Below are 22,854 nucleotides of genomic sequence, written 5' to 3' on the forward strand. Positions count from 1 at the left end.
ATTAATTTATCAAAAAGAGGCAATGTGATTTATTGATTATGTAATTATGTATGAATAATATTAGTGAAATAAATTTTGCTAAATATTACTGCTCCACTCATTCTGTTAATAAAAAAAGCTGTTTCAAAATGAAACAGCTTACTATATTGAATGTATGCAATCTTTAATTACATTTTATCATCAGCAGTAGGACCATAAAGTCCGGGAACTTTATTTCCGGTTGATCTTAGGTAAACCACCAACTCACCTCTGTGATGGTACAAATGATTATAAAGAAATGCTCTTACCACCTGAACTTTTGGCATAGGAGGGAAAAGTACATTTCCGTCCATTTCCATTTTCCACTCATTGAAATAAGTGTTTTCATCCGAGTTTTCAAGAACTTTCTGTGCGTTGGCAACATTTTCTTCAAATTTTGCAAGGATATTCTCCGCTTTGGAAATATCTCCTTTGTCATACTTGTACGTACCCATATCAAAAACATCCTTATTGAAAGTGGATTCGTACCAATTGTATACTTCAGCAATGTGAGAGGCGAGCTGACCGGTTGTCCAGTTTTTTTCGGACGGTTTCCAATCCAGTGCGCTGTCGGGTATTGCCTGTAAAATTTTTCTGGTGTTTTCAGCTTCATGCAGAAATTCACCTAAAAGTGCCTGTTTAATCATTTGTATTGGGATTTTAAAATGTTATTTCGTGATATCTCTTCCGATTACCAGTCTCTGGATCTCAGAAGTTCCTTCTCCAATCGTACAAAGCTTAGAGTCTCTATAGAACTTTTCAGCAGGGAAGTCCTTTGTATATCCGTATCCTCCGAAGATCTGAACCGCATTGTTTGAGATTCTTACACAAGCTTCAGAAGCGTATAGTTTAGCCATAGCTCCTTCTTTTGTCATTTTTTGTTTTGCATTTTTAAGCGTAGAAGCTCTTTGGATAAGAAGTTCAGCAGCATCAATTTCTGTAGCCATATCTGCCAACATGAAGTTGATTGCCTGGAAATCTGCAATAGGTTTTCCGAACTGATGTCTTTCTTTTGCATACTTCAAAGCAGCTTTGTAAGCTCCTCTTGCAGTACCTAAACTTAATGCAGCAATAGAGATTCTACCACCGTCCAAAACTTTCATAGCTTGTTTGAAACCTTCGCCTACCTCTCCTAAACGGTGAGAATCCGGTACACGTACGTTATCAAAAATTAATTCTGCTGTTTCAGAAGCACGCATTCCCAGTTTATTTTCTTTTTTTCCAGAAGTAAAACCAGGCATTCCTTTTTCTAAAACAAAAGCTGTAGAGTTATTTTTAGCCCCTATTTCTCCTGTTCTTGTCATTACTACGGAAATATCTCCTGAAATAGCGTGAGTAATGAAATTTTTAGCTCCGTTGATGATCCATTCATCACCATCTTTTACAGCTGTAGTAGACATACCTCCTGAATCAGAACCTGTGTTGTGCTCTGTAAGTCCCCAAGCTCCGATTACTTTTCCGGAAGCCAGCTGAGGAAGCCATTTGTGTCTTTGTTCTTCATTTCCAAATTCATAAATATGATTGGTGCAAAGTGAGTTGTGTGCTGCTACAGAAAGACCAATAGATGGGTCAACCTGAGAAATTTCGTCCAGAATAGTAACATACTCATGATACCCTAAGCCAGAACCTCCATATTGTTCAGGAACTACAATTCCCATAAAACCCATCTCACCCAATTGGTGGAATAAGTCTTTTGGAAACGTTTGGCTTTCATCCCATTCCATAATATTCGGTCTGATGTTCTTTTCTGCGAATTCTCTAGCGGTTTCCGCTATCATTTTGATGTTGTCAATAGTCTCTGTATTCATATAATAATAGTTAGTTCCCAAAGATAACCAAATTGATGGAATGCTAAAATAAATTATTTCAATCGTAATATCTAAAGGGTAATCCCTTTAATTTTCAAATTTTTATATTTTGAGAATTAATACTTTCTTAATAAAATATTCAGTCTTTTCCGTTTTTTATTTCACTATTTTAGTTCCCCAATTTTTAAAGTATGAAAAAAATTCTACTTCCTATCATTTTAATTTCCTCTTATATTTCTGCGCAGGCTCCTGCCGGATATTACGATGGAACAGCAGGATTGACAGGGTATGCTCTGAAATCAAAACTTCACGATATTATTTCCGAAAAGATGGTCAACTGGCATTATGACGATCTTAAGGTATTATATGGACAGACTGATCTGGATAAATATTATGATCATGATGCTTCCAATACTCAATATTTACTAGATATCTATTCTGAAATTCCTTCTGGGCCTGATTCCTATGAATATACTGTAGACCAGATGGTGGCGGGAGTTGGTGCGGAAGGTCAGGGATACAACCGAGAGCATATGATGCCACAAAGTACGTTCAGTACAAGCTCGTCCATCAGTGATTATCCTATGTATTCGGATCTGAACTTTATTATTCCTGTGGATGGCTATATCAATCAGCGAAGAAGCAATTATCCTTATGGGATAGGAAATAATACCAACCATCATATTTTTTCCAATACTTCGAGAATATCCAATGCAGCCATTCCAAACTACCCTTATACGGGAAGAGTGTATGAACCTATTAATGAATTCAAAGGGGATATTGCCAGGAGCTTGTTGTATTTTGCAGTTCGATATGAAGGAAAATTGGGCTCATTCAATACGGCTTATACTACTTCTGCTAATCTTACTCCGGTTACCGATCAATGTCCATTGGATGGAACGGAAGAAAGAGCGGTTGATCTTGCCTATATTGCTATGCTGAAACAATGGAGTGCCGCAGATCCTGTTTCCCAAAGAGAAATTGACCGGAACAATACCATCTATACGATACAGAAAAACAGAAATCCATTTATAGATCATCCCGAGTGGATTGATATGATCTGGTCCGAAACGCCTGATAATATAGCTCCTGCAGCTCCGGGATCACTGGTCTCAACCCAGCAGAATGCTTATTTTGTCAATCTGAACTGGACAGCTTCTCCGGATACTGATGTTTTAGGGTACAGGGTTTATATGAATGGATCAACGACGCCTGTTGCTGTTACAAAAGGGACTTCCATAAGTATAGATCATCTGAATCCTTCAACTACTTATACCTTTACAGTGAAAGCTTTTGATAAAGCATATCTGGAATCTCCATTCAGCAATACATTGACAGCTTCAACGATTGCTTCGGATTCATATGCTCAGGATCTTATGATTACAAAATATATATCGGGAACGAATACTGAATTTATTAAGAATAATGCTCTGGAAATCGTTAATAAAACGGGACATGAAGTTAATTTAAATAATTACAGGATTAATATTCAGTTTAAAAATAATTCTTCAGGAGCTATTTACAGTGGAGATACTTATGAACTGGAAGGTAAAGTAGGGAATAACGAAACTTTTGTTATTCTGAATCCAAAAGGTACTCTGTCATGTTATACCGCTGGCCAGGCAAGATTTGTAACAGCTTCTGATCCTATGATGTTTGCAGGTGGAAACTATGTTGAGTTAGCTTATAATAAAACGGTGACAGTAGATGCTATCGGAGTAAAATATACAACGAACAACAATGGGAATGTATCTTTATATAGAAAGAATACGATCAATCAGCCTAACGATACATTTACTATCAGTGAATGGGATTCTTACCCGTCCAATTACTGTCAGGATCTGGGTGGTGCTTTGTCTACAGCGGAATTGATTACTGTTAATAATGAGTTTACCATCTATCCGAATCCTGTTTACGATAATCTATATGTGAACGGAGAAGTTACCAATGTAAAAACAGCTCAGATTATAGATCTTTCCGGGAAAGTAATTTATGCGGAGAAGGATCCTTTCAGATATAAGAAAAGTATTCCGGTGATGGGAATTCCTGCAGGAATATATTTCTTAAAGCTTGATGAGAAAGCGCATCAGTTTATTAAAAAGTAAATAAAATCAGATTTAAATACTATCAGCCAAAGAGGCTGTCCAAAAAGGTCAGCCTCTTTTTTTTTGTTTTGAGACTGCGTATAGTTATGCAGCAATTTTATACTTTTGGATTTTCATATACTTATGGAAAAGATGCATATGTTGTTTGCATTTAAGTGTATTTAGCCAATTTTTACGGTTAAGTTTTCTGTTTTTCACTAATTTTCTAAGATTATGTGCCAATGCCATTAATCCAAATTCAATATTTACTTTTTCAAGTCCTTTTAGAGTAAATCTTGAAAATTTATTATTGCTTTTTAATTGCCCGAATACAGCTTCTACTTCTATAGGCCGTTTACTTCTGTGGTAATGCCCTTTTTCAGATATCAGCCTTTGTCTGGCTTTCATTCTGTGATGGTTCAGATTATAATTCACTTCGATTAATCGATTATCCTGGCTTTGATGGCAGCTTTCTCTAAGAGGACAACCCTGACATCTGAAAGCCTGATAATAATGTACCTGAGATTCATATCCGTTACTGCTGATTCTTTTGCCTTTACCGATAAAGTTCATTTGCTGTCCGCAGGGACATACATAGAAGTTATTTTCCTCATTATAATATAAGTTCTGTACAGCAAACGCATTGTTCTTCTCACTGCGCTTCTGTTCTTTATGAAAATTATTATATTTTACATAGCCCTCTATAGCTTTTTCTGCCATCATTTCGTAATTCTCTTCACTTCCATATCCGGCATCTGCTACTACCTCTTTACTTTGTTTGTGATACTGATTTTCAAAGCTGTTAAGATGATCCTTCAATGTAGTGGTATCTCCAGGAGTCTGATGAATGCTGTAATGGGTGATAAACTGGTTTTCAGTACTGATCTGTGCATTATAGGCTGGCTTAAGCTGCCCATTTTTCATATGGTCGTCTTTGAGCCGCATGAAGCAGGCGTCGGGATCTGTCTTACTATAACTGTTGCGGCCTGAGAGTATTTTTAATTGATCTTCATACTTCTGTAATCTGGGCAGGTCCTGATGCTGAAGCTTTTTAATGAGCTTCTTACCGGTTTTATTGTCCTGTGCCACAGAGTGATTAAGTTCTGCTATTTTATCCTGAAGCTCTCTGCTGTCAATAGATTTTGGAAGGGTCTTTTCATGGGATTCATAACGCTCTTCTTTGATTTGGGATTCAATATCTTCAAGTACGGAATGAATTTGAGCTTCCAGTTTTAATTTATTCTTTTCTACAGATTTTTTCCATACAAAGCTGTATCGGTTGGCAGATGATTCTATTTTTGTACCATCTATATATTGAACATTTAAACTTACGTAACCTAAATTCTGCAAAACAACGGTAACATCTGCAAAAAGACGGTGAATATGGTTTTTAAGCCGTTTGCTCCTAAAGTAATTGATGGTTCTGTAATCAGGCTTACTGTTGCCGGAAAGCCACATGAAATGAATATTTTCTCCAAGTGCCTTTTCTATTTTACGGCATGAATAAATATTGTTGAAATAGGCATAGAATAAAACTTTGATCATCATCCGGGGGTGAAAACTTGTCGTTCCACCGCCTTTATATTCACTTATAATATGATCGATATTCAAGTTATCCACTAATTCATTGATAAGACGTACCGGATCATTAGCACCTATCTTATCAAAAATATCTTCAGGAAATAAGCTGGGAGTATTGGTGGGTAAAGATTTAAACCGTACTTTCATATCAATGTTTGTTTGGGTGCACCTTAAAGATAAATCTTAAAGGACAAACAACAAAAAAATCCCCGAAACTTTTTAAGTAACGGGGATATTTTTTTGGACTTTTTAGACAGCCTCGTTATTTTTATATGGTATAGAAATAATTCAGGAGATTGCTTCGCTTTGTTTGCAATGACTGTTTAGCCCTGATAGCAGCGGTTACCCCGGAGCGTAAGTGGGAGAGTTGGAGGGTTAAGGAGCTGGAACAGGAAGGAGCGAGGAGTATGAGCGGATAGCAGGAATAGCTTCTTACTATCAAAAAAAGTATAAAAAAGTAGAGTTAAAGTAGGCAACATAACAAAAGATCGAACATTTTTTTTGCATTTCTGTAATTTTGTAGCTTTATATAAAGTCTTAAAAGCCTTATGTTTACTGCATCATTGATATAAGCTGATTCGCTAATAATGAATATCTATAAGTGTTTCTGCTTATATTTTTTATATATAAGTAATTATGCTTATATTTGCAGTATGATAGCGGTCATTACCGGTGATATTATAAATTCACAGCATGCGGACACTGAAGTTTGGATTACCAGACTTAAACATCTTCTCGAAAAATGGGGAAGCGCTCCTCACACATGGGAAATCTACAGAGGAGATGAGTTTCAGTTCAAGTGCAAAATTGATGACGTTTTCTGGCGTTTTCTAGCCATAAAATCTCTTATTAAAAGTGTCGAAAATCTGGATGTAAGAATGGCCATAGGTATTGGTGAGGAAAGTTTCTCTTCTGAGAAAATCACTGAATCTAACGGTACAGCTTATGTGAATTCAGGAAGACTGCTTAATGATCTTAAAAGCGACGGTCATACGGTTGCTATTAAAACCTCCAGTGATCCGGTGGACAGAGATCTTAATATCCTGTTGAAATGGTCGTCCAAGGATTTTGATAACTGGACAATGGCTACGGCAGAGATTATTCATGAAATGATCATGAATCAGGATATCACACAGGAAGATCTTGCTAAGAGATTTGCTATTTCACAGTCTTCGGTAAGCCAGAGACTGAAACGAGCCAACTATGAGCTCATCGTGGAAACCAATCAGTATTTCAGAAAGAAAATCTCAGAACTATAGGCATGATCTTTATCAAACTCATATTGGCACATCTACTCGGAGATTTTATACTTCAGCCAAATTCATGGGTTGCAGATAAGGAAAACTATAAACTAAAAAGTAAGTTTTTATACATTCATGTTCTGATTCACACCATTTTAAGTCTTGTTTTTCTTTGGGATCTTCAGCTTTGGTGGGTGGCTGTTCTGGTGGGAATTACTCACTTTATTATTGATGCAGCCAAGCTTAGTTTTCAGAATGTAAAGACTAAGAAAAGATGGTTTTTCATAGATCAGTTGCTGCATGTTCTGGTGATTGGTGGAGTTTCTTTATATTTCCAGGAATTCAGCTTTGAGTTTTTACAGAATCAGGAATTTTTAAAGGTAATGATGGCTGCCCTGTTTTTAACAACACCAGCTTCTATTTTTATCAAAATCTTATTGTCATCATGGACGCCTGCTCCGGATGGCCCCAACACTATTCAAACCGAATCTTTATCAAGTGCCGGAAAATATATCGGAATTTTAGAACGTCTGCTGGTCTTCACTTTTATCATGGTGAATCACTGGGAAGGCGTAGGTTTCATGGTGGCTGCCAAATCTGTTTTCAGATTCAGCGACCTTGCACAGGCAAAACAGAGAAAGCTTACAGAATATGTATTAATTGGTACACTGTTGAGTTTTGGACTGGCTGTCTTAACAGGAATAATAATAAAATAAATCAATAAATCTAACTACAATTTAGAAAGTAAAATTATGAGTCAAAAGAAAGAAATGTTGTACGAGGGGAAAGCAAAACAAGTATTTGCAACCGATAATCCTGATGAAGTAGTAGTACGTTTCAAAGACGATGCTACAGCATTTAATGCTCAAAAAAGAGGTCAGGTAGACCTTAAAGGGGAAATGAACAATGCGATCACCACTCTTATTTTTGAATATTTAAATGAAAAAGGGATCAAAACTCATTTCATCCAAAAATTAGACGAAAGAGAGCAGCTGGTAAGAAAAGTTTCTATCATTCCTTTGGAAATGGTAGTAAGAAACTACTCTGCAGGAAGTATGGCACAAAGATTAGGAGTGGAAGAAGGAATTAAATCTCCGGTAACGATCTTCGATATCTGCTATAAAAAAGATGAATTGGGAGATCCGCTTATCAATGATCACCATGCCGTTTTCTTAGGAGCAGCTACTTATGAAGAGCTTGACGAGATGTATGAGTTATCTTCAGATATCAATGATATCCTTATCGACCTGTTTGACAAAATCAATATCATCCTGGTAGATTTCAAAATCGAATTAGGTAAAACTTCAGACGGTGAAATCATCTTAGCAGACGAAATCTCTCCTGATACTTGCAGACTTTGGGATAAAGATACCATGAAGAAATTAGACAAAGACAGATTCAGAAGAGACTTAGGAGAAGTTACTGAGGCTTATGTTGAAATCTATAACCGATTGAAGAACTTACTTGCAAAATAATTTCAGAAATTAGAAGTTAGATATTAGAAATTAGGATGAAATCACACCGGATAGAAGATTTGAAGGTTTGGACAAAATCAATGGCTTTGGTGAAAGAAGTTTATTTGATTTCTGCTGAATTACCCACGGAGGAAAAATTCGGACTACAATCTCAAATCAGAAGATGTGCAGTTTCGATACCATCTAATATTGCTGAGGGAGCCGGAAGAAATAATAAAAATGAATTTTATCAGTTCCTTGGAATTGCGTTTGGTTCTACTTATGAGCTACAAACTCAACTTCAGTTACTGATTGATTTAAATTTTATATCTGAAATGAAAATAGCTCCTTTAAAGGAACTTTTAGCTGAAATTCAAAAAATGATTTATTCATTAAAGGCAAGTTTAAAATTATAATTGAAGTTAACTTAGACTAATTTCTAACATCTAATATCTAACTTCTAATCATTAGAAAAAATAGAAATGAAAAGTTTAGACATTCATAAAAGTGAATATTTAAAACAGTTTGAAACCCAGACTTACGGAAGGAATCTTTTCAGAACTCAGGAAGAGGAAAGACTGGATGCTCCTAATGAAGAGTGTGGGATCTTCGGAATGTATTCGGATAATGATCTGGATACTTTCTCTCTTTCACAGTTTGGTCTTTTTGCATTACAGCACAGAGGTCAGGAAGCTTGTGGTATTTCCGTTTTAAAGGATGGAAGAATCACCAACATGAAAGACGAGGGACTGGTTTTGGATGTTTATAAAGAAATTCAGGAACCTGAAACTTTTATGGGAAATTCTGCAATTGGGCATACCCGTTATACCACTGCAGGAGATAAGAAGAAATATAATTTCCAGCCATTTTTCGCGAAAAACGAATATGACCAGATTATACTTTCTATAGCACACAACGGTAACCTTACCAATGCCAAAGAATTAAAAGCAGAATTAGAAGCTGAAGGCGTAGTTTTCAGAGCAACTTCCGATTCTGAAGTAATCCTGAGACTGATCCAGAAAAACCTTGATTTAGGTCTTCGTGGAGCGATCAAAGCTACAATGGAAAAGATCGAAGGAGCTTATTCCGTAGTAGGGATGACCAGAAATAAATTCTTTGCGTTCAGAGACTTCAACGGAATCCGTCCGTTGGTGTTGGGAGCTATTGATGAGAAATCTTATGTAGTGGCTTCTGAATCTGTAGCATTGGATGCTGTAGGAGCTCAGTATGTGCGTGATATCCTTCCTGGTGAGATCATTTATACCAACGAAAACGAGCCTGGAAAACTTCATTCTTATATGATGGATGAAGCGAAAGGTAAGCAGAGAATCTGTTCTTTCGAATATATTTATTTCGCAAGACCTGACTCTACTTTAGAAAACATCAATGTATACGAGATCAGAGAAAAATCTGGAGAGAAAATCTGGGAACAGGCTCCGGTAGAAGCTGATTTGGTAATTGGGGTTCCGGATTCCGGAGTTCCGGCTGCTATTGGTTTCTCTAAAGCTTCAGGAATACCTTTCCGTCCTGTTTTGATCAAAAACAGATATATCGGAAGAAGTTTCATCGTTCCTACACAGGAAATGAGAGAAAGGGTAGTGAACCTTAAGCTGAACCCGATCATCTCTGAGATGAAAGATAAGAGAGTAGTCATTATTGACGATTCTATTGTTCGTGGAACAACATCCAAAAGACTGGTTAAAATCTTAAAAGATGCAGGCGTAAAAGAGATCCACTTCAGAAGTGTTTCTCCACCCATTATTGCTCCTTGTTATCTGGGAATTGATACTCCGTCTAAAGATGATCTGATCTCAGCAAATATGACTACGGAAGAACTTAAAAATTATCTTGGGGTAGATTCCTTAGAGTTTTTAAGCATAGACAACCTGAAAGACATTTTAGGATCAGCTAATCACTGTTTCGGATGCTTTACAGAAGAATATCCTGTTGGAAAAGGTGAAGAGGTAGATTTATTCAATTAATCTCTTGATCGAAAAAATATCAAAATAGAAGAGCTGGATTTATAATCCGGCTCTTTTGTTATTTAAATGTAGCAAAAGCTTAATATTCCTGTATTATACAATATATAAAGGAGTTTTAATTTTGTCAGATTAAAACTTCAGGATATGAAAAATGCACTTTTTACCGGGATCTTTCTGGTGTTTGCCCAGCTTTACTCTTCACAGTCTTTTGATAATCAGGCACACCGTGGAGGAAAATCTCTTTACCCCGAAAATACAATCCCGGCCATGAAGAACGCATTGAAAATGAATGTGACAACTCTGGAAATGGATCTGGCCATCACGAAAGATAAAAAGATAATTCTTTCTCATGATGCTTTTCTTTCACCGGAATTGGTTACAAAACCAGATGGAACCTATATTCCCAAAGATTCAGGTTTTTATTACAAAATTTATGAAATGCCTTATGCAAAGATCAAAACATTTGACGTAGGATTAAAAAAATTGAATAACTATCCTGATCAAAAGAAAATGAAGGTTCAGAAACCTCTCTTTTCAGACGTCATTGATGCATCTGAAGCTTATGCCCGAGAATTGAAAAGACCATTGCCTTTTTACAATATAGAAACAAAAACCCGTCCTTTTTCTGATACTATTTTTCATCCTGAACCGAAAGAATTTGTAGATCTGATGATGAAGATTATTATCGAGAAAAAGATTCAGGACAGAGTGATCATTCAGTCTTTTGATCCCAGAACACTGGAAATTCTTCATAAAAACTACCCTAAAATCATGACCGCTTTACTTGTAGAAAAGGTAGATGATAAAAAACTGGCACAGCAACAGGCTTATTTTAAAAATATTCCTGTAGAAAAGTTCAAAATGTATCCTAATCATCTGACTGGAGTAGCCGGAGATATGAAGTTCCTTAGTTTTACGCCTACTATTTACAGCCCTGAACATACGCTGGTGACCCCGCAATTAGTGCAGGAATGCCACTCATTAGGGATGAAAGTAATCCCATGGACTGTAAATACCAAAGAAAGATTAAAAGAATTAAAAGAGATGGGAATAGACGGTGTCATCAGTGATGATCCGAGAATATTTGAATAAAAGCCTGTTACAATTATATTCTAATATAAATAGCCGGAAGAAAAACTTCCGGCTATTTTATGCGTACAGATTACTCTGCACTTAGGGTTAAAAAATTGGTTCTTTGATTAGAATTTATAATTCAGACCTAACTGAAATACTCTGTTGTTATTTTCAGCAGCAGACATGCTCTTATCAATCTTTGTTAAGCTGTTTACATATCTTGCATTGATCCCGATATTGGAAGTGATATCATATCCTAAACCAAGACCTAATCCGAAATTGAATCTGTTGATCATATCTTTGTCAATATCTGTAGAGTGAGAACTTGCAGTAGTGGTTGTAACCCCTCCTGTAGTACTAGCTACAGTAGATTCTCCTTTATTCTTTCCACTGATGAAATAACTGAATTCAGGTCCTGCTTCAATATAAAACTTCTCCATTGGTCTCATCTGAACCATTAAAGGAACTGAAATGTAATCCATTTTTACTCTGCTTTGTACCTTGGTCTTTACGTTCGTTACACCATTGTCAGTTTCTGTAGAATACATTACATCCTTTGCACCCATTTGGTTGTATAATACCTCTGGTTGGAAGCTGAATTGTTTTGAAATTGGAATGTTAACGAATACACCAGCGTGGAAACCTAGTTGTTGGCTATTGATACCAAACTTCTGCTGACTGAAATAAGCCGAGTTTCCCCCTGCTTTAATCCCGAATCTAATAGGCTGAACATCTTTTTTTAGTGGTGATGCATTTACTGTTTTCGTTTCCGTCTTTGTTTCTGTCTCCTGAGCAAAAGCTAGCGTACCAGCAGTTAATGCTAATCCTAAAAATAACTTCTTCATAATTTTATTTTTTAATTTTACTATTTGTGTGCCGGATGATCTCTCAATCTGACTCGTATTATTTTGCAAATTGCTTGCCAAAGTTAAAAAATGCCTGTTTATAAGGGTTTTCAGGCTGTTTTCAGGAAGTTTTTTTTCAATCATTTATCCCTTTTTGATGAATAAATATGTTGCAAACTGAATGTTTTGTGAAAATACTTGAACGCCTGATGGGCTTTATTGTTGATAATTGAAATGATGAAAAATTTTAAACTGAAATTAGCTTTTTCAAGAATTAACTAAGTTTTCTGGGTTATTTTTAAGAATAGAAATAAAAATACCGGACTCTTAGAGCCCGGCATCAGTTTTGAAAATAATAAATATCTCTATTTAAAGCGATAAGCCACTCCAAGCTGAAGCGCATTATTTCTGACTTTACTACCGTAATCATTCTTGAAGATTCCTGTTATACCTGCCGTAAATCTGGCGGTCACTCCAAAATTTTGAGTAAAATAATATCCTGCACCAATTCCGATTCCGAAATTGAACTTATTATATATTTTCATCGGAATTTTATTGGAGAAATTCTCAGTACTAACAACAGTTGTACCATCGTATCTCATTTCGTTTCTTCCGTCTCCTTCTATTTTTCCTCCCAGAAGTAAACCGAATTCCGGTCCTGCTTCCACATACAATTGAGGAAGAATATTGTACTGAACCATAATAGGAAGAGTAAGGTAGTTTAAATTTGTTTTGTAATCATATTCCTGCTTCGTAAAATAGTCTCCCGAATCATGAATAAAGAGGTCTTCCGTTTTTGAGCCTAGTTGGCTGAAAAGAAGCTCGGGTTGTATACTGAATTTTTCAGCAAGAGGAATATTGGCAAACACTCCGATATGTGAACCTGCTTTTATTTTTTCACTATTATCAACTTCATTTCTTTCACCTCTGCTGAAAGCAGAACCATTGAAACCGGCTTTAATCCCGAATTTTACTGAAGATGGTGTGGTGGAAGGCTGTTCTTTTTCCTGTGCATTCATTAAAAAAGAGCCAACAAGTGTAAGTACTAGAAAAATTTTTTTCATGGTTTAGGTTTTATTTTTTTGTTTGCGTCAAAATATCTGCCATAAAGAGTAGAAGTGATAAAAATCATGCAGTATGCGAAAAAGTCAGGCTTAAACTAATAAACCTGACTTTTTCTATTGAAATCAAAATGTATTTTAAATAAAACAAAACACTTTTCAGTATTCTGTTGTGCACTCTAATGTCCAGCCATTTGTTGCAGTTCTCGTTAAAAATTAATGGTAATAGTTAGATTTAGGTTTGAATTTCAATTGAATACTCAACTGAATCAATACCTATTCATTGTAAAACAGGAACTGTAAAATTGGAAATTCCGGAATAGAGTACAATCAACTATTCAATAGGCAAATTTCTTGCCAAAAAATATTCAAACAATAAAAAAGCCGGATTATTGTAAACCCGGCTTTGTATTGAATAGAAAGTTTGTTTTTAGAATTTATAAGCTAAACCTACCTGGAATACTCCGTTTCTGGCAGCATCACCGTTGTTGTTCTTAGGAACATCAGATAATCCTGCAGTATATCTTAGGTTCACTCCAATATTTTGTGTGAAATAATATCCAGCTCCAAGACCAATTCCGAAATCAAAAGTTTTCAGGTTGTCTTTAACATCTACAGAACCACCATTACTCTTTCCTTTAGCACTGATAAGGAAACCGAATTGAGGACCAGCTTCTACATATAAGTTAGGAATCAGGTTATATTGTAACATTACAGGTACTGCGATATAATCTGTGTTAAGTTTTATATCACTGTTACCTTTGTATTTACCACCCATACCACTATATAATACTTCTGGTTGTACAGAGAAGTCTTGTGCTACTGGAATGTTAGCAAAAACACCACCATAAAATCCAGCTTTTGAGTTTAAATCGCTGTTAGAAATAGTAGAGATATTAAGACCTGCTTTTACACCAAATCTAACTGGTGAAGTTGAAGCAGTAGAAGTTGAAGTCTTCTGAGAGAATGCAAAAGTACCTGCTACTAGGGCAAGGCCTAAAAAAATCTTTTTCATAAGTTTTATATTTTAATAGTTATTAAGTTTTATTTAACATTTCATTAAGAAACAAATGGCGTGCCAAAGTTTAAATGTGCTGTAAATCTACTATTTACTGTATTTTTTGAAGAATAATTTTTTTATTGTACTAAAAAAGCCAGATTAAAATTAATCCGACTCCACTTTAATTATAAAAACTTAATGAAAAAAGCTTAATAAAGCTTTAGAATTTGTAGTTTACTCCTACCTGGAATACACCATTTCTTACAGATCCTTCTCTGTCATATCCGTAGTGATATTTTGTTTTTACAATATCAGATAATCCGGCAGTGTATCTCACATTTATCCCAATGTTTTTGGTAATATAGTAGCCTGCTCCCAATCCGATTCCAAAATCGAAAGATTGAGTTCCATTTTTAAGAAGGCTTGTAGATTCACTTTTCTTTAACCTTGCATCAATTAAAAAATTAAATTGAGGCCCTGCTTCTACATAGAAATTTGGAAGTGCCTTATATTGGAACATTACCGGAACGGAAAGATATTCTAAATTGAGTTTTGCATTACTACCTCCTTTTTCTTTAGCTCCCGTAGCGCTGTATAAAACTTCCGGTTGAATTGAAAAATCCTTAGCGACAGGAATATTCACAAAAACACCACCATAAAATCCCGCTTTTGAATTCATATCCATATTAGAAAGATTGGAAACATTAAGTCCCGCTTTCAAACCGAATTTGATTTTAGAAGTAGATGTGGATGGAGTAGTAGCTTCAGTAGAAGTGGAAGTGCTTTGAGCAAAAGCAAAAGTACATGCAATAAGGCCCAGGCCTAGAAAAATCTTTTTCATAGATTAGTTTAAATTTTACGTTGTTTAACGTCGGAGAAGCAACGAACAATATGCCGGTAAACCCCTTGTATAAAGACTTTATGGGTTTTTAACAAATTGATAAGTCATCAAATTGGGATGTATTTTTGTTGTTTTGACAACCCTTTGTTATTTTAACATAAAAAAAGAACAGATTAAAAAATTAATCTGTTCTTTTCTATTGAATATAAAATTTGTTAGTGAATGTGTAGCTTATTTAAATTTATAAGCTAATCCTACCTGGAATAGGTTGTTTCTTGTAGCATCAGATCCACTAGGTCTGTTTTTCGCTACATCTGTTAAACCTGCAACATATCTTGCAGTAAGTCCTAAGTTCGGAGTGAAATAATATCCAGCTCCAAGACCGATACCAAAGTTAAATGTATTTAGATTGTCTTTGTAGTTATCAGTAGTGTTAGAATCTCCGTTTGATTCATTTTTGAACTTGTTTTTAGCGCTTACCATGAAACCAAATTCCGGTCCTGCTTCCACATAAAGATTTGGAATCAGGTTGTACTGGAACATTACCGGTACTGTAATATAATCTAATTTGGTAGAAGCAGAAAACTTAGTGTTTCCTAAAGTATAATTTGATTTATTACCATATTGTGAATACTGAACCTCTGGCTGAACGCTGAATGAAGCTGCTAATGGAATGTTGGCAAATACACCTGCGTTGAATCCTATTTTAGATTTCTGATCATCAAGACCGCTATCTTTTGAAAGTGAAGAAACGTTCATACCTCCTTTTACCCCAAATGTTACCGGATTAGAAGATGTGTTTCCTGTTTGTTGAGCGAATGCGAATGTTCCTGCAGTTAACGCTAATCCTAAAATTAACTTTTTCATAACTTTAATTTTTTTAATTTTACTCTTTCTTAATTTTAAATTTTACTACTTGTTCAGCTTTTCAGTTGAACGCAGAGTATCTTTCAAATTGCTTGCCAAAAATATTTTTTATGAGTAAAATCAATAAAAAAATCACTTAGTGTTTAAGTGATTTTTTGAATATATTGTTGATTATTAATGGATTACAATTTTAAATAAATGTTTGTTTAGACATGGTCTAAATTGACAATTTTGTCAAAAACAGGTTTTAAAATGAATTTATTTTTCGAAAAAAACGTTAAGCATCGTTCAATTTTCTATAAAAAGATAAAGATTCAAGGATATTTTCCTGGCTACACTGATGATCATAGATGCATGAACCTATTCCCGAAAGCAGAGAGAAATTGATTTTACTGTCTGTATTCTTTTTATCGTTTAGTAATAATGCGGTAATATCTTCATCCTTAAAATCGCTGATATCAAGGTATGGATAATATCTCTGAATGTTTTCAATGATTATTTTTGAATCTTCTTCAGAAATAAGGTTTTCAAGATAAGCCAGATGAGCTTCAGCAATCATTCCCATAGCCACTGCTTCACCATGAAGGATTGGATTTTCCTGCTGCAGACATAAACTTTCTACCGCATGTCCTATGGTATGCCCGAAATTAAGGGTTTTTCTAATGTTCTGCTCATGGAAATCCTGATCTACAACATTCTGCTTAATATTCATAGACGTTTGAATATGTGGAATTACCGTTTCCACTTCCAGTTTACGGATCTGGATCAACTGATCCCAATGATTTTTATCAGCAATTAACCCATGTTTCAGCATTTCAGCAAATCCGCTTCTTAATTCTTTAAAAGGCAATGTCTCTAAGAATTTCGGGAAAATAAAGATTTGCTCAGGGAAAGCAAAAGTTCCCACCATATTTTTATAGTGCATCAGATCAATCCCGGTTTTTCCGCCTATAGAAGCATCACACATTGATAAAAGGGTAGTAGGGATGTTGATAAACTGTATTCCTCTTTTATAAGTAGATGCAACAAATCCGCCCATATCCGTAATTACACCGCCACCAAGGTTGATCACCAGCGCTTTTCTGTCCGCCTGCATTTCTGTAAGAATTTCCCAAAGCTGATTGGCTGTCTGGATATTTTTCATTTCCTCTCCCGCTTCAATCTCTAAAATTTCAAAGCCAAGATCCGTTTCCATATTTCCTAAAAGAACAGGAAGGCAGTATTCATGTGTGTTTTCATCTACAAGAATGAAAATTTTACTGAAAGTTTTTTCGTGAAGAAACTCGTTGAGCTGTGAAAAATTATCGTTTAATATTGTTATCATCTTCTATTTTATGTAAAGTTAAAATGTAAACTATAGTGCAAAGTTATGATTCTTAATTTTTAACTCGTAACTAAATTACTATCTTTGCAGAAATTTTTAGAATGAGCAGAGATAATAATAATTCAGACAGACCAAAGAGACCAAGAATTTCAACCAAGAAAAGTTCTGATGATTCTCGTGCTTCCAGATCTGGAAATTCTTCAGGATCAAAGCCTTTTAAGAAACCGTTCTCTAAAGACGGAGGAAGAAAAGGACCAGAACATCAGGGATCCAACTCAAGATTTGAAAAGAAACCTTTCAAAAGAAATACAGACAGTTTCGAAAATTCTAACGAAGATTCAGGTTCAAAATCTGAAAGAAAACCTTATATCACGAACAAAAGTGAGAGCTATGAGAAAAAATCTTTCGGAAAACCGAAGAGAGGCGGAAGAAATTTCGATACCAGAGATAAGTATGAAAGAGGCAGTCTGAAATACGGAAGAAGACCATCTAATGGTGAAGAAAGAAATGATGACAAAACAAGATCTTTTGTACAGAAAAGAAGGCTGAATAAAATTGAAAAAGACGTTCATAAAGACAGCATCCGTCTTAACAAGTATATCGCTAATTCCGGAATCTGCAGCAGAAGAGAAGCTGATGAACTGATTACTCAGGGATTGGTAGAAGTCAACGGAAAGGTAGTAACTGAAATGGGATATCAGGTACAAAAAACAGACAGAGTAGTTTTTGACGGACAAAGCATTACTCCTGAGAAACCTGTATATGTACTTTTGAATAAGCCAAAAGGTTATATTTCTACTACAAAAGACGATAAAGCAAGAAAAACTGTAATGGATCTTGTAGCGAATGCTTCTCCTTACAGACTTTTCCCGGTGGGAAGACTGGACCGTTCTACAACAGGAGTTATTTTATTAACCAATGACGGACACATGACTAAAAAACTGACGCATCCATCTTTTGATGCTAAGAAGATTTATCATGTAACATTGGATAAGAAGCTTACTGGTGAAGATTTACGTCTTATTGCAGAAGGTATCCGTCTTGATGAAGGAGTAGCTGTGGTTGATCAGATTTCATATATTGAAGGGAAACCTAAGAATGAAATCGGAATTGAGATCCACATCGGATGGAACCGTGTTATCAGAAGAATTTTCCAAAGATTAGGATACGAAGTAGAATCTTTAGACAGAGTAATGTTTGCAGGATTAACGAAGAAGAATATCAAGAGAGGACACTGGAGAATCCTTACAGAACTGGAAGTGAACAACCTTAAAATGCTTTAAAATAATGATGAATGATAAGTTATAAATGATGAATAACAGATTCAGATTTCTAACTTACTCCATCCTTTCAAAAAGTATCTTTAGGATAAAAATAAAAAGCGCAGAATTTTTTTCTGCGCTTTTTTATTTTATTAAGCTATAAATTTTAAAATTCATAACTCATCATTTATAATTCATCATTTATAATTCATCATTAAAAAGAATTACCCTAATACAGTTACTCCTTTTTCAATCATTTCATAGATGGCATCTCTGCCGTTGTCAGGTTTTACGTTGACAGCACGTGTTCCATTGAAGTGAAGACAAGTGACATATCCGTTGGCTACGGCATCCTGCGCTGTAAATTTAACACAATAGTCTAATGCCAGGCCTACGATTTCTACCAGCTGAATATCATGATATTTCAAGAAGTCATCCAAACCGGTTTTCATAAAGTGGTTGTTATCCTGGAAACCGCTGTAGCTGTCAATTTCAATATTTTTACCTTTCTGTACAATGTGGGTTACTTTGTCTCTGTTCAGATCTTTATGGAATTCTGCCCCAAAAGTTCCCTGAATACAGTGATCCGGCCACATAAATTGTGGAACTCCATTTAAAATAATACTTTCTCCTACCTTTCTTCCATTGCTGCTTGCAAAACTTTTATGACCTGCAGGATGCCAGTCTTGGGTAAGAACCACCTGATCATATTCATTTTCCTCCATCAGCAGATTGATGTATGGAATAATTTCGCTGGCTCCAGGGACTGCAAGTGCTCCGCCTTCACAAAAATCATTCTGTACATCGACTATTATTAACGCTTTTTTCATATTTTGATTTCTCGAATTTTTGATAAATTTACAAAACTAATCTTCAAAAATTTGTCCAAACCTGAATTATCGGACAAATCGGCAACATAAATTTTCAATGTTTATGAATGAAAGGCATAAAATTTTAAATAATTGAAGTTTATCTGCAGGCTATTGTATTTTGAGGCTTACACCAAATATCAATAGCGTATCTTTGCAGCAAATAAGTATTTTTATGTCATTTGAATCGTTAGGATTATCACACAATATTATTCGTTCTGTCAAAAAACTAGGGTATTTAAAACCATTCCCCATACAAGAGCAGGCTGTTCCTGTCATCTTGCAAGGGAAGGATCTGATGGGAATTGCTCAGACAGGTTCCGGTAAAACAGCTTGTTTTGTGATGCCGATTCTAGAAAAATTACAGAATGCGGAAGTTAAAAAAGACCGTAATGTTCAGGTTTTAATATTGGTTCCTACTAGGGAATTAGCTATTCAGATCGATGAAGTTTGCAGAGCATTCACAGAAAATCTAAAGAGGGAAGTGCGTACGATGGCCGTGTATGGAGGTGTTTCTATCAATCCACAGATGAAGGGAATGTTTGGAGTGGAAGTTTTGATTGCAACTCCGGGACGTTTGCTGGATTTAATTGATCATAATGCATTGAGTATTTCAGGAATTAAACATTTGGTGATTGACGAAGCAGATAAAATGTTTCAGCTAGGATTTGGTGAAGAGATGAATAAACTTTTTGCCATGATGCCTGTAGCGAAACAAACTACTTTATTTTCGGCAACATTAAATGATAAAGTGGCTGAAATGAAAGAACGTCTTTCCATCAATCCTACGATTATTGAGATTAAAAAAGAAGAAGTAGAAATTGATAATATTGAACAATTAGCCTATCATGTTGCTCCGGAAAATAAAGGACCTTTTTTAAGATACCTGATCAAAGAAAAGAAAGTAGAAAAGGCTTTGATTTTTGTTTCATCTACAAGATCTGCAGATAATCTGGTAGAGAAACTTAAAAAGAATAAAATAAAAGCAGTGGCTATTCACAGCCAGAAATCTCAGGGAGCGAGAAGAAATAATCTGGAAGAATTTAAAGTAAACGGAGCTCAGATTTTGGTGGCTACAGACTTAATTGGGCGAGGAATCCATATTGAATCTCTGCCATGTGTTATCAATTACGAGTTGCCGCGTTCACCACTGGATTATATTCACCGTATTGGTAGAACAGGGCGTGCCAACGAAAAAGGAACAGCTATCAGTATTCTGACGGATGATGAATTGCAGCATTTCAGAGTGATTCAAAAGAAAATGGGGAGAAAAGTAACCCTGCAAAGAACAGAAGGTATTGATTTACATGGATATTAATACTTCATTATAATTAAGAAAGGCTTCAGTTTATACAATTGAAGCCTTTTTTAATGAAAAATCGATACCACAAAAATCATTATCGGTATAATTAATGCTTTATTCACTTTATATTCTTGAATTTTTGATAAATTCGCACAAGCTGATATTCGTCAATTATTCTAATAAATAATAGTAATACCAATCGGTAATAATAAAAAAATTAAAACCTGAACAATGAGTGATTTAGAGAAAAAAAAGTTTCCAATAGGCCCGTTTGAAGTGCCTGAAAACATTTGTGATACCACATTGGATACTTATATCAAAGTAATCAAAGACTTTCCTGGGCGGCTAAAGAATCTCATTGAACATTTTACAGACGATCAATTGGATACTCCTTACAGAGAAGGAGGCTGGACAGTAAGACAGCTTGTGAACCATCTTTCTGACAGCCATATGAACAGTTTTATCCGGTTCAAACTGGCGCTGACAGAAGAAAACCCTACCATAAAGCCTTATGATGAAGCGAAATGGGCGGAACTTCAGGACAGTTTTCATATGCCCGTAAAACCGGCCATGAGAATGCTGAAAGGAACACACCAAAGATGGGTAGTTCTTCTTAAAAGTCTTACCAATAAACAGTTTGAAAGAACTTTTCATCATCCTGAGCATCAAAAGAATTATAATTTAAGAGAAAGCCTTGCTTTATACGTGTGGCACTGTAATCATCATTTTGCTCATATTGAAAATCTGAAGATAGAAAAAGGTTGGTAAGGAAGAGTCTCAATAATCCAATATACTATCAGGAAATTAAAGACAGAATTTCTCTGTTATCTGAAAATTCTCATGGGAAATGGGGAAAGATGAATGTATGTCAAATGCTAAAGCATTGTGATTTAGTTCTTCAGGTGGCTTTGGGAAAGCTCGAGCTTCCCCGTATTAATGTCATGTTTGAGGCAGTAGGGATTTTTACTAAAATAGAAATGCATATTTTCAATAATGGAATTCCCAGAAACATGCCTACTTTTCAAAAACTAATCGTTAATTTTGAGTGTGATTTTGATGTATCAAAAACCAATCTGCTGAAAACGCTGGAAGAATTCCGGGAAGTCTGTGAAAAAAACAACCTGCCGGACCGCCATAGATTATTCGGTACAATGACTGAAAAAGACTGGACATTTTTAGAGTACAAACATCTTGATCATCATCTAAAACAATTTAATGTATGAGTTTTTTTGATAAAATATTCGGTGGTAAAGACGAAACCCCTGACCAAAAAACATTTTGGAAAAAGATAGAATCTGAAGAAGACCTAGCCAAAGCAATGGAAGACTCTTTTCAGAATAAGATAGCCATATTCAAGCATTCTACAAGTTGCTTTATCAGCAGAACTGTTCTGAAAAATTTTGAAAAAGAAATAGAGAATTCAGATCAGCCGGTGAATGTTTACTACCTGGATTTATTGGCTCACCGACCTGTTTCTAACAAAATAGCAGCAGATTTTGAAATCAGACACGAAAGTCCGCAACTGATTGTCATAGAGAACGGAAAACCTCTTAACAGTGCTTCACACCAGGACATTTCTTTAAGCCAGATTGTATCATGAAGAATATAAATAATTATTTAGCCAAAGTTTTAAATGTTCCGCTTCAGAATGTGAATACGTGTAGTCTGCACTATGAAGTAAAGAAAATTCCTAAAAATCAGTTTCTTCTTCAGTATGGCGAAATCTGCCGTCATATTTTCTTCGTAGAAAAAGGGCTGATAAAGATGTATTCCATTGATAAAAACGGAAAGGAACATATTATACAGTTTGCTCCGGAAAGTTGGCTGATTTCTGACCGAAGCAGTCTTTATTTTAATGAGAAATCCATTTATTATATAGAAGCAGTGGAAGATTCTGAAGTTTTGTTTCTTCATCCTGATTTCTTCAACAAACTGGTAGAACAATTTCCGAATAGTATTGAAAGAAGTGATTTTCTTCTTCAGAAACATATCAGAAGTCTTCAAAACAGGATCAACTCTTTATTGGGAGAGACTGCAGAAGAAAGGTATATGAAATTCATAAAAATGTATCCGGATTTACTCCTGAGAGTTCCACAATGGATGATTGCTTCTTACCTCGGAATTACTCCTGAGAGCCTGAGCCGTGTAAGAAAGGAGCTGGCGAGAAAAAATTTCATCCCGGATAATAAATAAGAAAGGCTGGGAGATGGAAGAAGGAGGCTTGAAGTTCTGGTGAATAA

The 22,854-nt window shown here is 35.4% G+C and carries 23 protein-coding genes; 13 read left to right on the top strand and 10 right to left on the bottom strand.

Annotation, left to right across the window (positions count from 1 at the left end; all coding sequences use genetic code 11):
- Positions 1-167 precede the first annotated feature (167 nt).
- Both ACKTTZ_RS20090 and ACKTTZ_RS20095 read right to left on the bottom strand, forming a co-directional pair.
- Positions 168-665, bottom strand: a complete 498-nt coding sequence (locus ACKTTZ_RS20090) for a DinB family protein (RefSeq protein WP_034698304.1) — start codon at positions 663-665, stop codon at positions 168-170.
- A 21-nt stretch (positions 666-686) separates the two neighbouring features.
- Positions 687-1,826, bottom strand: a complete 1,140-nt coding sequence (locus tag ACKTTZ_RS20095; protein ID WP_407846439.1) for an acyl-CoA dehydrogenase family protein — start codon at positions 1,824-1,826, stop codon at positions 687-689.
- Between the two features lie 191 nt (positions 1,827-2,017).
- Between ACKTTZ_RS20095 and ACKTTZ_RS20100 the strand changes: the two genes are divergently transcribed.
- Complete coding sequence (locus ACKTTZ_RS20100) at positions 2,018-3,931, top strand: endonuclease (protein ID WP_407846440.1); 1,914 nt, start codon at positions 2,018-2,020, stop codon at positions 3,929-3,931.
- Positions 3,932-4,015: 84 nt separating this feature from the next.
- Here ACKTTZ_RS20100 and ACKTTZ_RS20105 read toward each other — a convergent pair whose 3' ends face one another.
- Positions 4,016-5,638: an IS1182 family transposase gene (locus ACKTTZ_RS20105; RefSeq protein WP_407845762.1), complete on the bottom strand. Its 1,623-nt coding sequence runs from the start codon at positions 5,636-5,638 to the stop codon at positions 4,016-4,018.
- A gap of 506 nt (positions 5,639-6,144) precedes the next feature.
- Here ACKTTZ_RS20105 and ACKTTZ_RS20110 point away from each other — a divergent pair.
- From ACKTTZ_RS20110 to ACKTTZ_RS20135, 6 genes are all read left to right on the top strand, one after another.
- Positions 6,145-6,750 (top strand): SatD family protein, encoded by a 606-nt coding sequence (locus tag ACKTTZ_RS20110; protein ID WP_034698295.1) that lies wholly within the window; start codon positions 6,145-6,147, stop codon positions 6,748-6,750.
- A 2-nt stretch (positions 6,751-6,752) separates the two neighbouring features.
- Complete coding sequence (locus tag ACKTTZ_RS20115) at positions 6,753-7,448, top strand: DUF3307 domain-containing protein (protein WP_407846441.1); 696 nt, start codon at positions 6,753-6,755, stop codon at positions 7,446-7,448.
- A 36-nt stretch (positions 7,449-7,484) separates the two neighbouring features.
- Complete coding sequence (gene purC / locus ACKTTZ_RS20120) at positions 7,485-8,207, top strand: phosphoribosylaminoimidazolesuccinocarboxamide synthase (RefSeq protein ID WP_034698289.1); 723 nt, start codon at positions 7,485-7,487, stop codon at positions 8,205-8,207.
- 35 nt (positions 8,208-8,242) lie between these two features.
- The gene (locus ACKTTZ_RS20125) at positions 8,243-8,602 is read left to right on the top strand and encodes a four helix bundle protein (protein ID WP_407846442.1); all 360 of its coding nucleotides are present in this window, start codon (positions 8,243-8,245) and stop codon (positions 8,600-8,602) included.
- Positions 8,603-8,668: 66 nt separating this feature from the next.
- Positions 8,669-10,168 (top strand): amidophosphoribosyltransferase, encoded by a 1,500-nt coding sequence (gene purF / locus ACKTTZ_RS20130; RefSeq protein ID WP_034698287.1) that lies wholly within the window; start codon positions 8,669-8,671, stop codon positions 10,166-10,168.
- Positions 10,169-10,312: 144 nt separating this feature from the next.
- Positions 10,313-11,260, top strand: coding sequence for a glycerophosphodiester phosphodiesterase family protein (locus ACKTTZ_RS20135; protein ID WP_253316056.1), 948 nt, complete (start codon positions 10,313-10,315; stop codon positions 11,258-11,260).
- 107 nt (positions 11,261-11,367) lie between these two features.
- Here ACKTTZ_RS20135 and ACKTTZ_RS20140 read toward each other — a convergent pair whose 3' ends face one another.
- The 6 genes from ACKTTZ_RS20140 to aroB form a co-directional block, all read right to left on the bottom strand.
- Positions 11,368-12,087, bottom strand: a complete 720-nt coding sequence (locus ACKTTZ_RS20140; RefSeq protein WP_167595388.1) for a porin family protein — start codon at positions 12,085-12,087, stop codon at positions 11,368-11,370.
- Positions 12,088-12,452: 365 nt separating this feature from the next.
- Positions 12,453-13,151 (bottom strand): porin family protein, encoded by a 699-nt coding sequence (locus ACKTTZ_RS20145; protein ID WP_034698281.1) that lies wholly within the window; start codon positions 13,149-13,151, stop codon positions 12,453-12,455.
- A gap of 427 nt (positions 13,152-13,578) precedes the next feature.
- Entirely contained in the window at positions 13,579-14,163 is a 585-nt protein-coding gene (locus ACKTTZ_RS20150; protein ID WP_034698279.1) for a porin family protein, read from the bottom strand.
- A gap of 205 nt (positions 14,164-14,368) precedes the next feature.
- Positions 14,369-14,989: a porin family protein gene (locus ACKTTZ_RS20155; protein WP_407846443.1), complete on the bottom strand. Its 621-nt coding sequence runs from the start codon at positions 14,987-14,989 to the stop codon at positions 14,369-14,371.
- Positions 14,990-15,220: 231 nt separating this feature from the next.
- Positions 15,221-15,856, bottom strand: coding sequence for a porin family protein (locus ACKTTZ_RS20160; protein ID WP_034698274.1), 636 nt, complete (start codon positions 15,854-15,856; stop codon positions 15,221-15,223).
- A 277-nt stretch (positions 15,857-16,133) separates the two neighbouring features.
- Complete coding sequence (gene aroB, locus ACKTTZ_RS20165) at positions 16,134-17,180, bottom strand: 3-dehydroquinate synthase (RefSeq protein WP_034698272.1); 1,047 nt, start codon at positions 17,178-17,180, stop codon at positions 16,134-16,136.
- Between the two features lie 101 nt (positions 17,181-17,281).
- Between aroB and ACKTTZ_RS20170 the strand changes: the two genes are divergently transcribed.
- A complete protein-coding gene (locus ACKTTZ_RS20170; protein WP_253316053.1) occupies positions 17,282-18,463 on the top strand; it encodes a pseudouridine synthase in 1,182 nt (393 codons plus the stop codon).
- Positions 18,464-18,666: 203 nt separating this feature from the next.
- On the opposite strand, the gene pncA is transcribed toward ACKTTZ_RS20170, so the two are convergent.
- Positions 18,667-19,272 (bottom strand): bifunctional nicotinamidase/pyrazinamidase, encoded by a 606-nt coding sequence (pncA, locus tag ACKTTZ_RS20175; protein WP_034698270.1) that lies wholly within the window; start codon positions 19,270-19,272, stop codon positions 18,667-18,669.
- A 214-nt stretch (positions 19,273-19,486) separates the two neighbouring features.
- Between pncA and ACKTTZ_RS20180 the strand changes: the two genes are divergently transcribed.
- From ACKTTZ_RS20180 to ACKTTZ_RS20200, 5 genes are all read left to right on the top strand, one after another.
- Positions 19,487-20,629: a DEAD/DEAH box helicase gene (locus tag ACKTTZ_RS20180; protein ID WP_034698269.1), complete on the top strand. Its 1,143-nt coding sequence runs from the start codon at positions 19,487-19,489 to the stop codon at positions 20,627-20,629.
- Between the two features lie 216 nt (positions 20,630-20,845).
- Complete coding sequence (locus ACKTTZ_RS20185) at positions 20,846-21,382, top strand: YfiT family bacillithiol transferase (protein WP_034698267.1); 537 nt, start codon at positions 20,846-20,848, stop codon at positions 21,380-21,382.
- Positions 21,376-21,837, top strand: coding sequence for a DUF1569 domain-containing protein (locus tag ACKTTZ_RS20190; RefSeq protein WP_253316052.1), 462 nt, complete (start codon positions 21,376-21,378; stop codon positions 21,835-21,837). The genes ACKTTZ_RS20185 and ACKTTZ_RS20190 overlap by 7 nt, the downstream gene beginning before the upstream one ends.
- On the top strand, positions 21,834-22,214 hold the full coding sequence (ytxJ, locus tag ACKTTZ_RS20195) for a bacillithiol system redox-active protein YtxJ (protein ID WP_034698265.1): 381 nt from the start codon (positions 21,834-21,836) through the stop codon (positions 22,212-22,214). The genes ACKTTZ_RS20190 and ytxJ overlap by 4 nt, the downstream gene beginning before the upstream one ends.
- Positions 22,211-22,807, top strand: a complete 597-nt coding sequence (locus ACKTTZ_RS20200) for a Crp/Fnr family transcriptional regulator (protein ID WP_034698263.1) — start codon at positions 22,211-22,213, stop codon at positions 22,805-22,807. The genes ytxJ and ACKTTZ_RS20200 overlap by 4 nt, the downstream gene beginning before the upstream one ends.
- Positions 22,808-22,854 lie beyond the last annotated feature (47 nt).

The sequence above is a fragment of the Chryseobacterium sp. KCF3-3 genome, assembly GCF_045865955.1.
GTDB lineage: Bacteria > Bacteroidota > Bacteroidia > Flavobacteriales > Weeksellaceae > Chryseobacterium.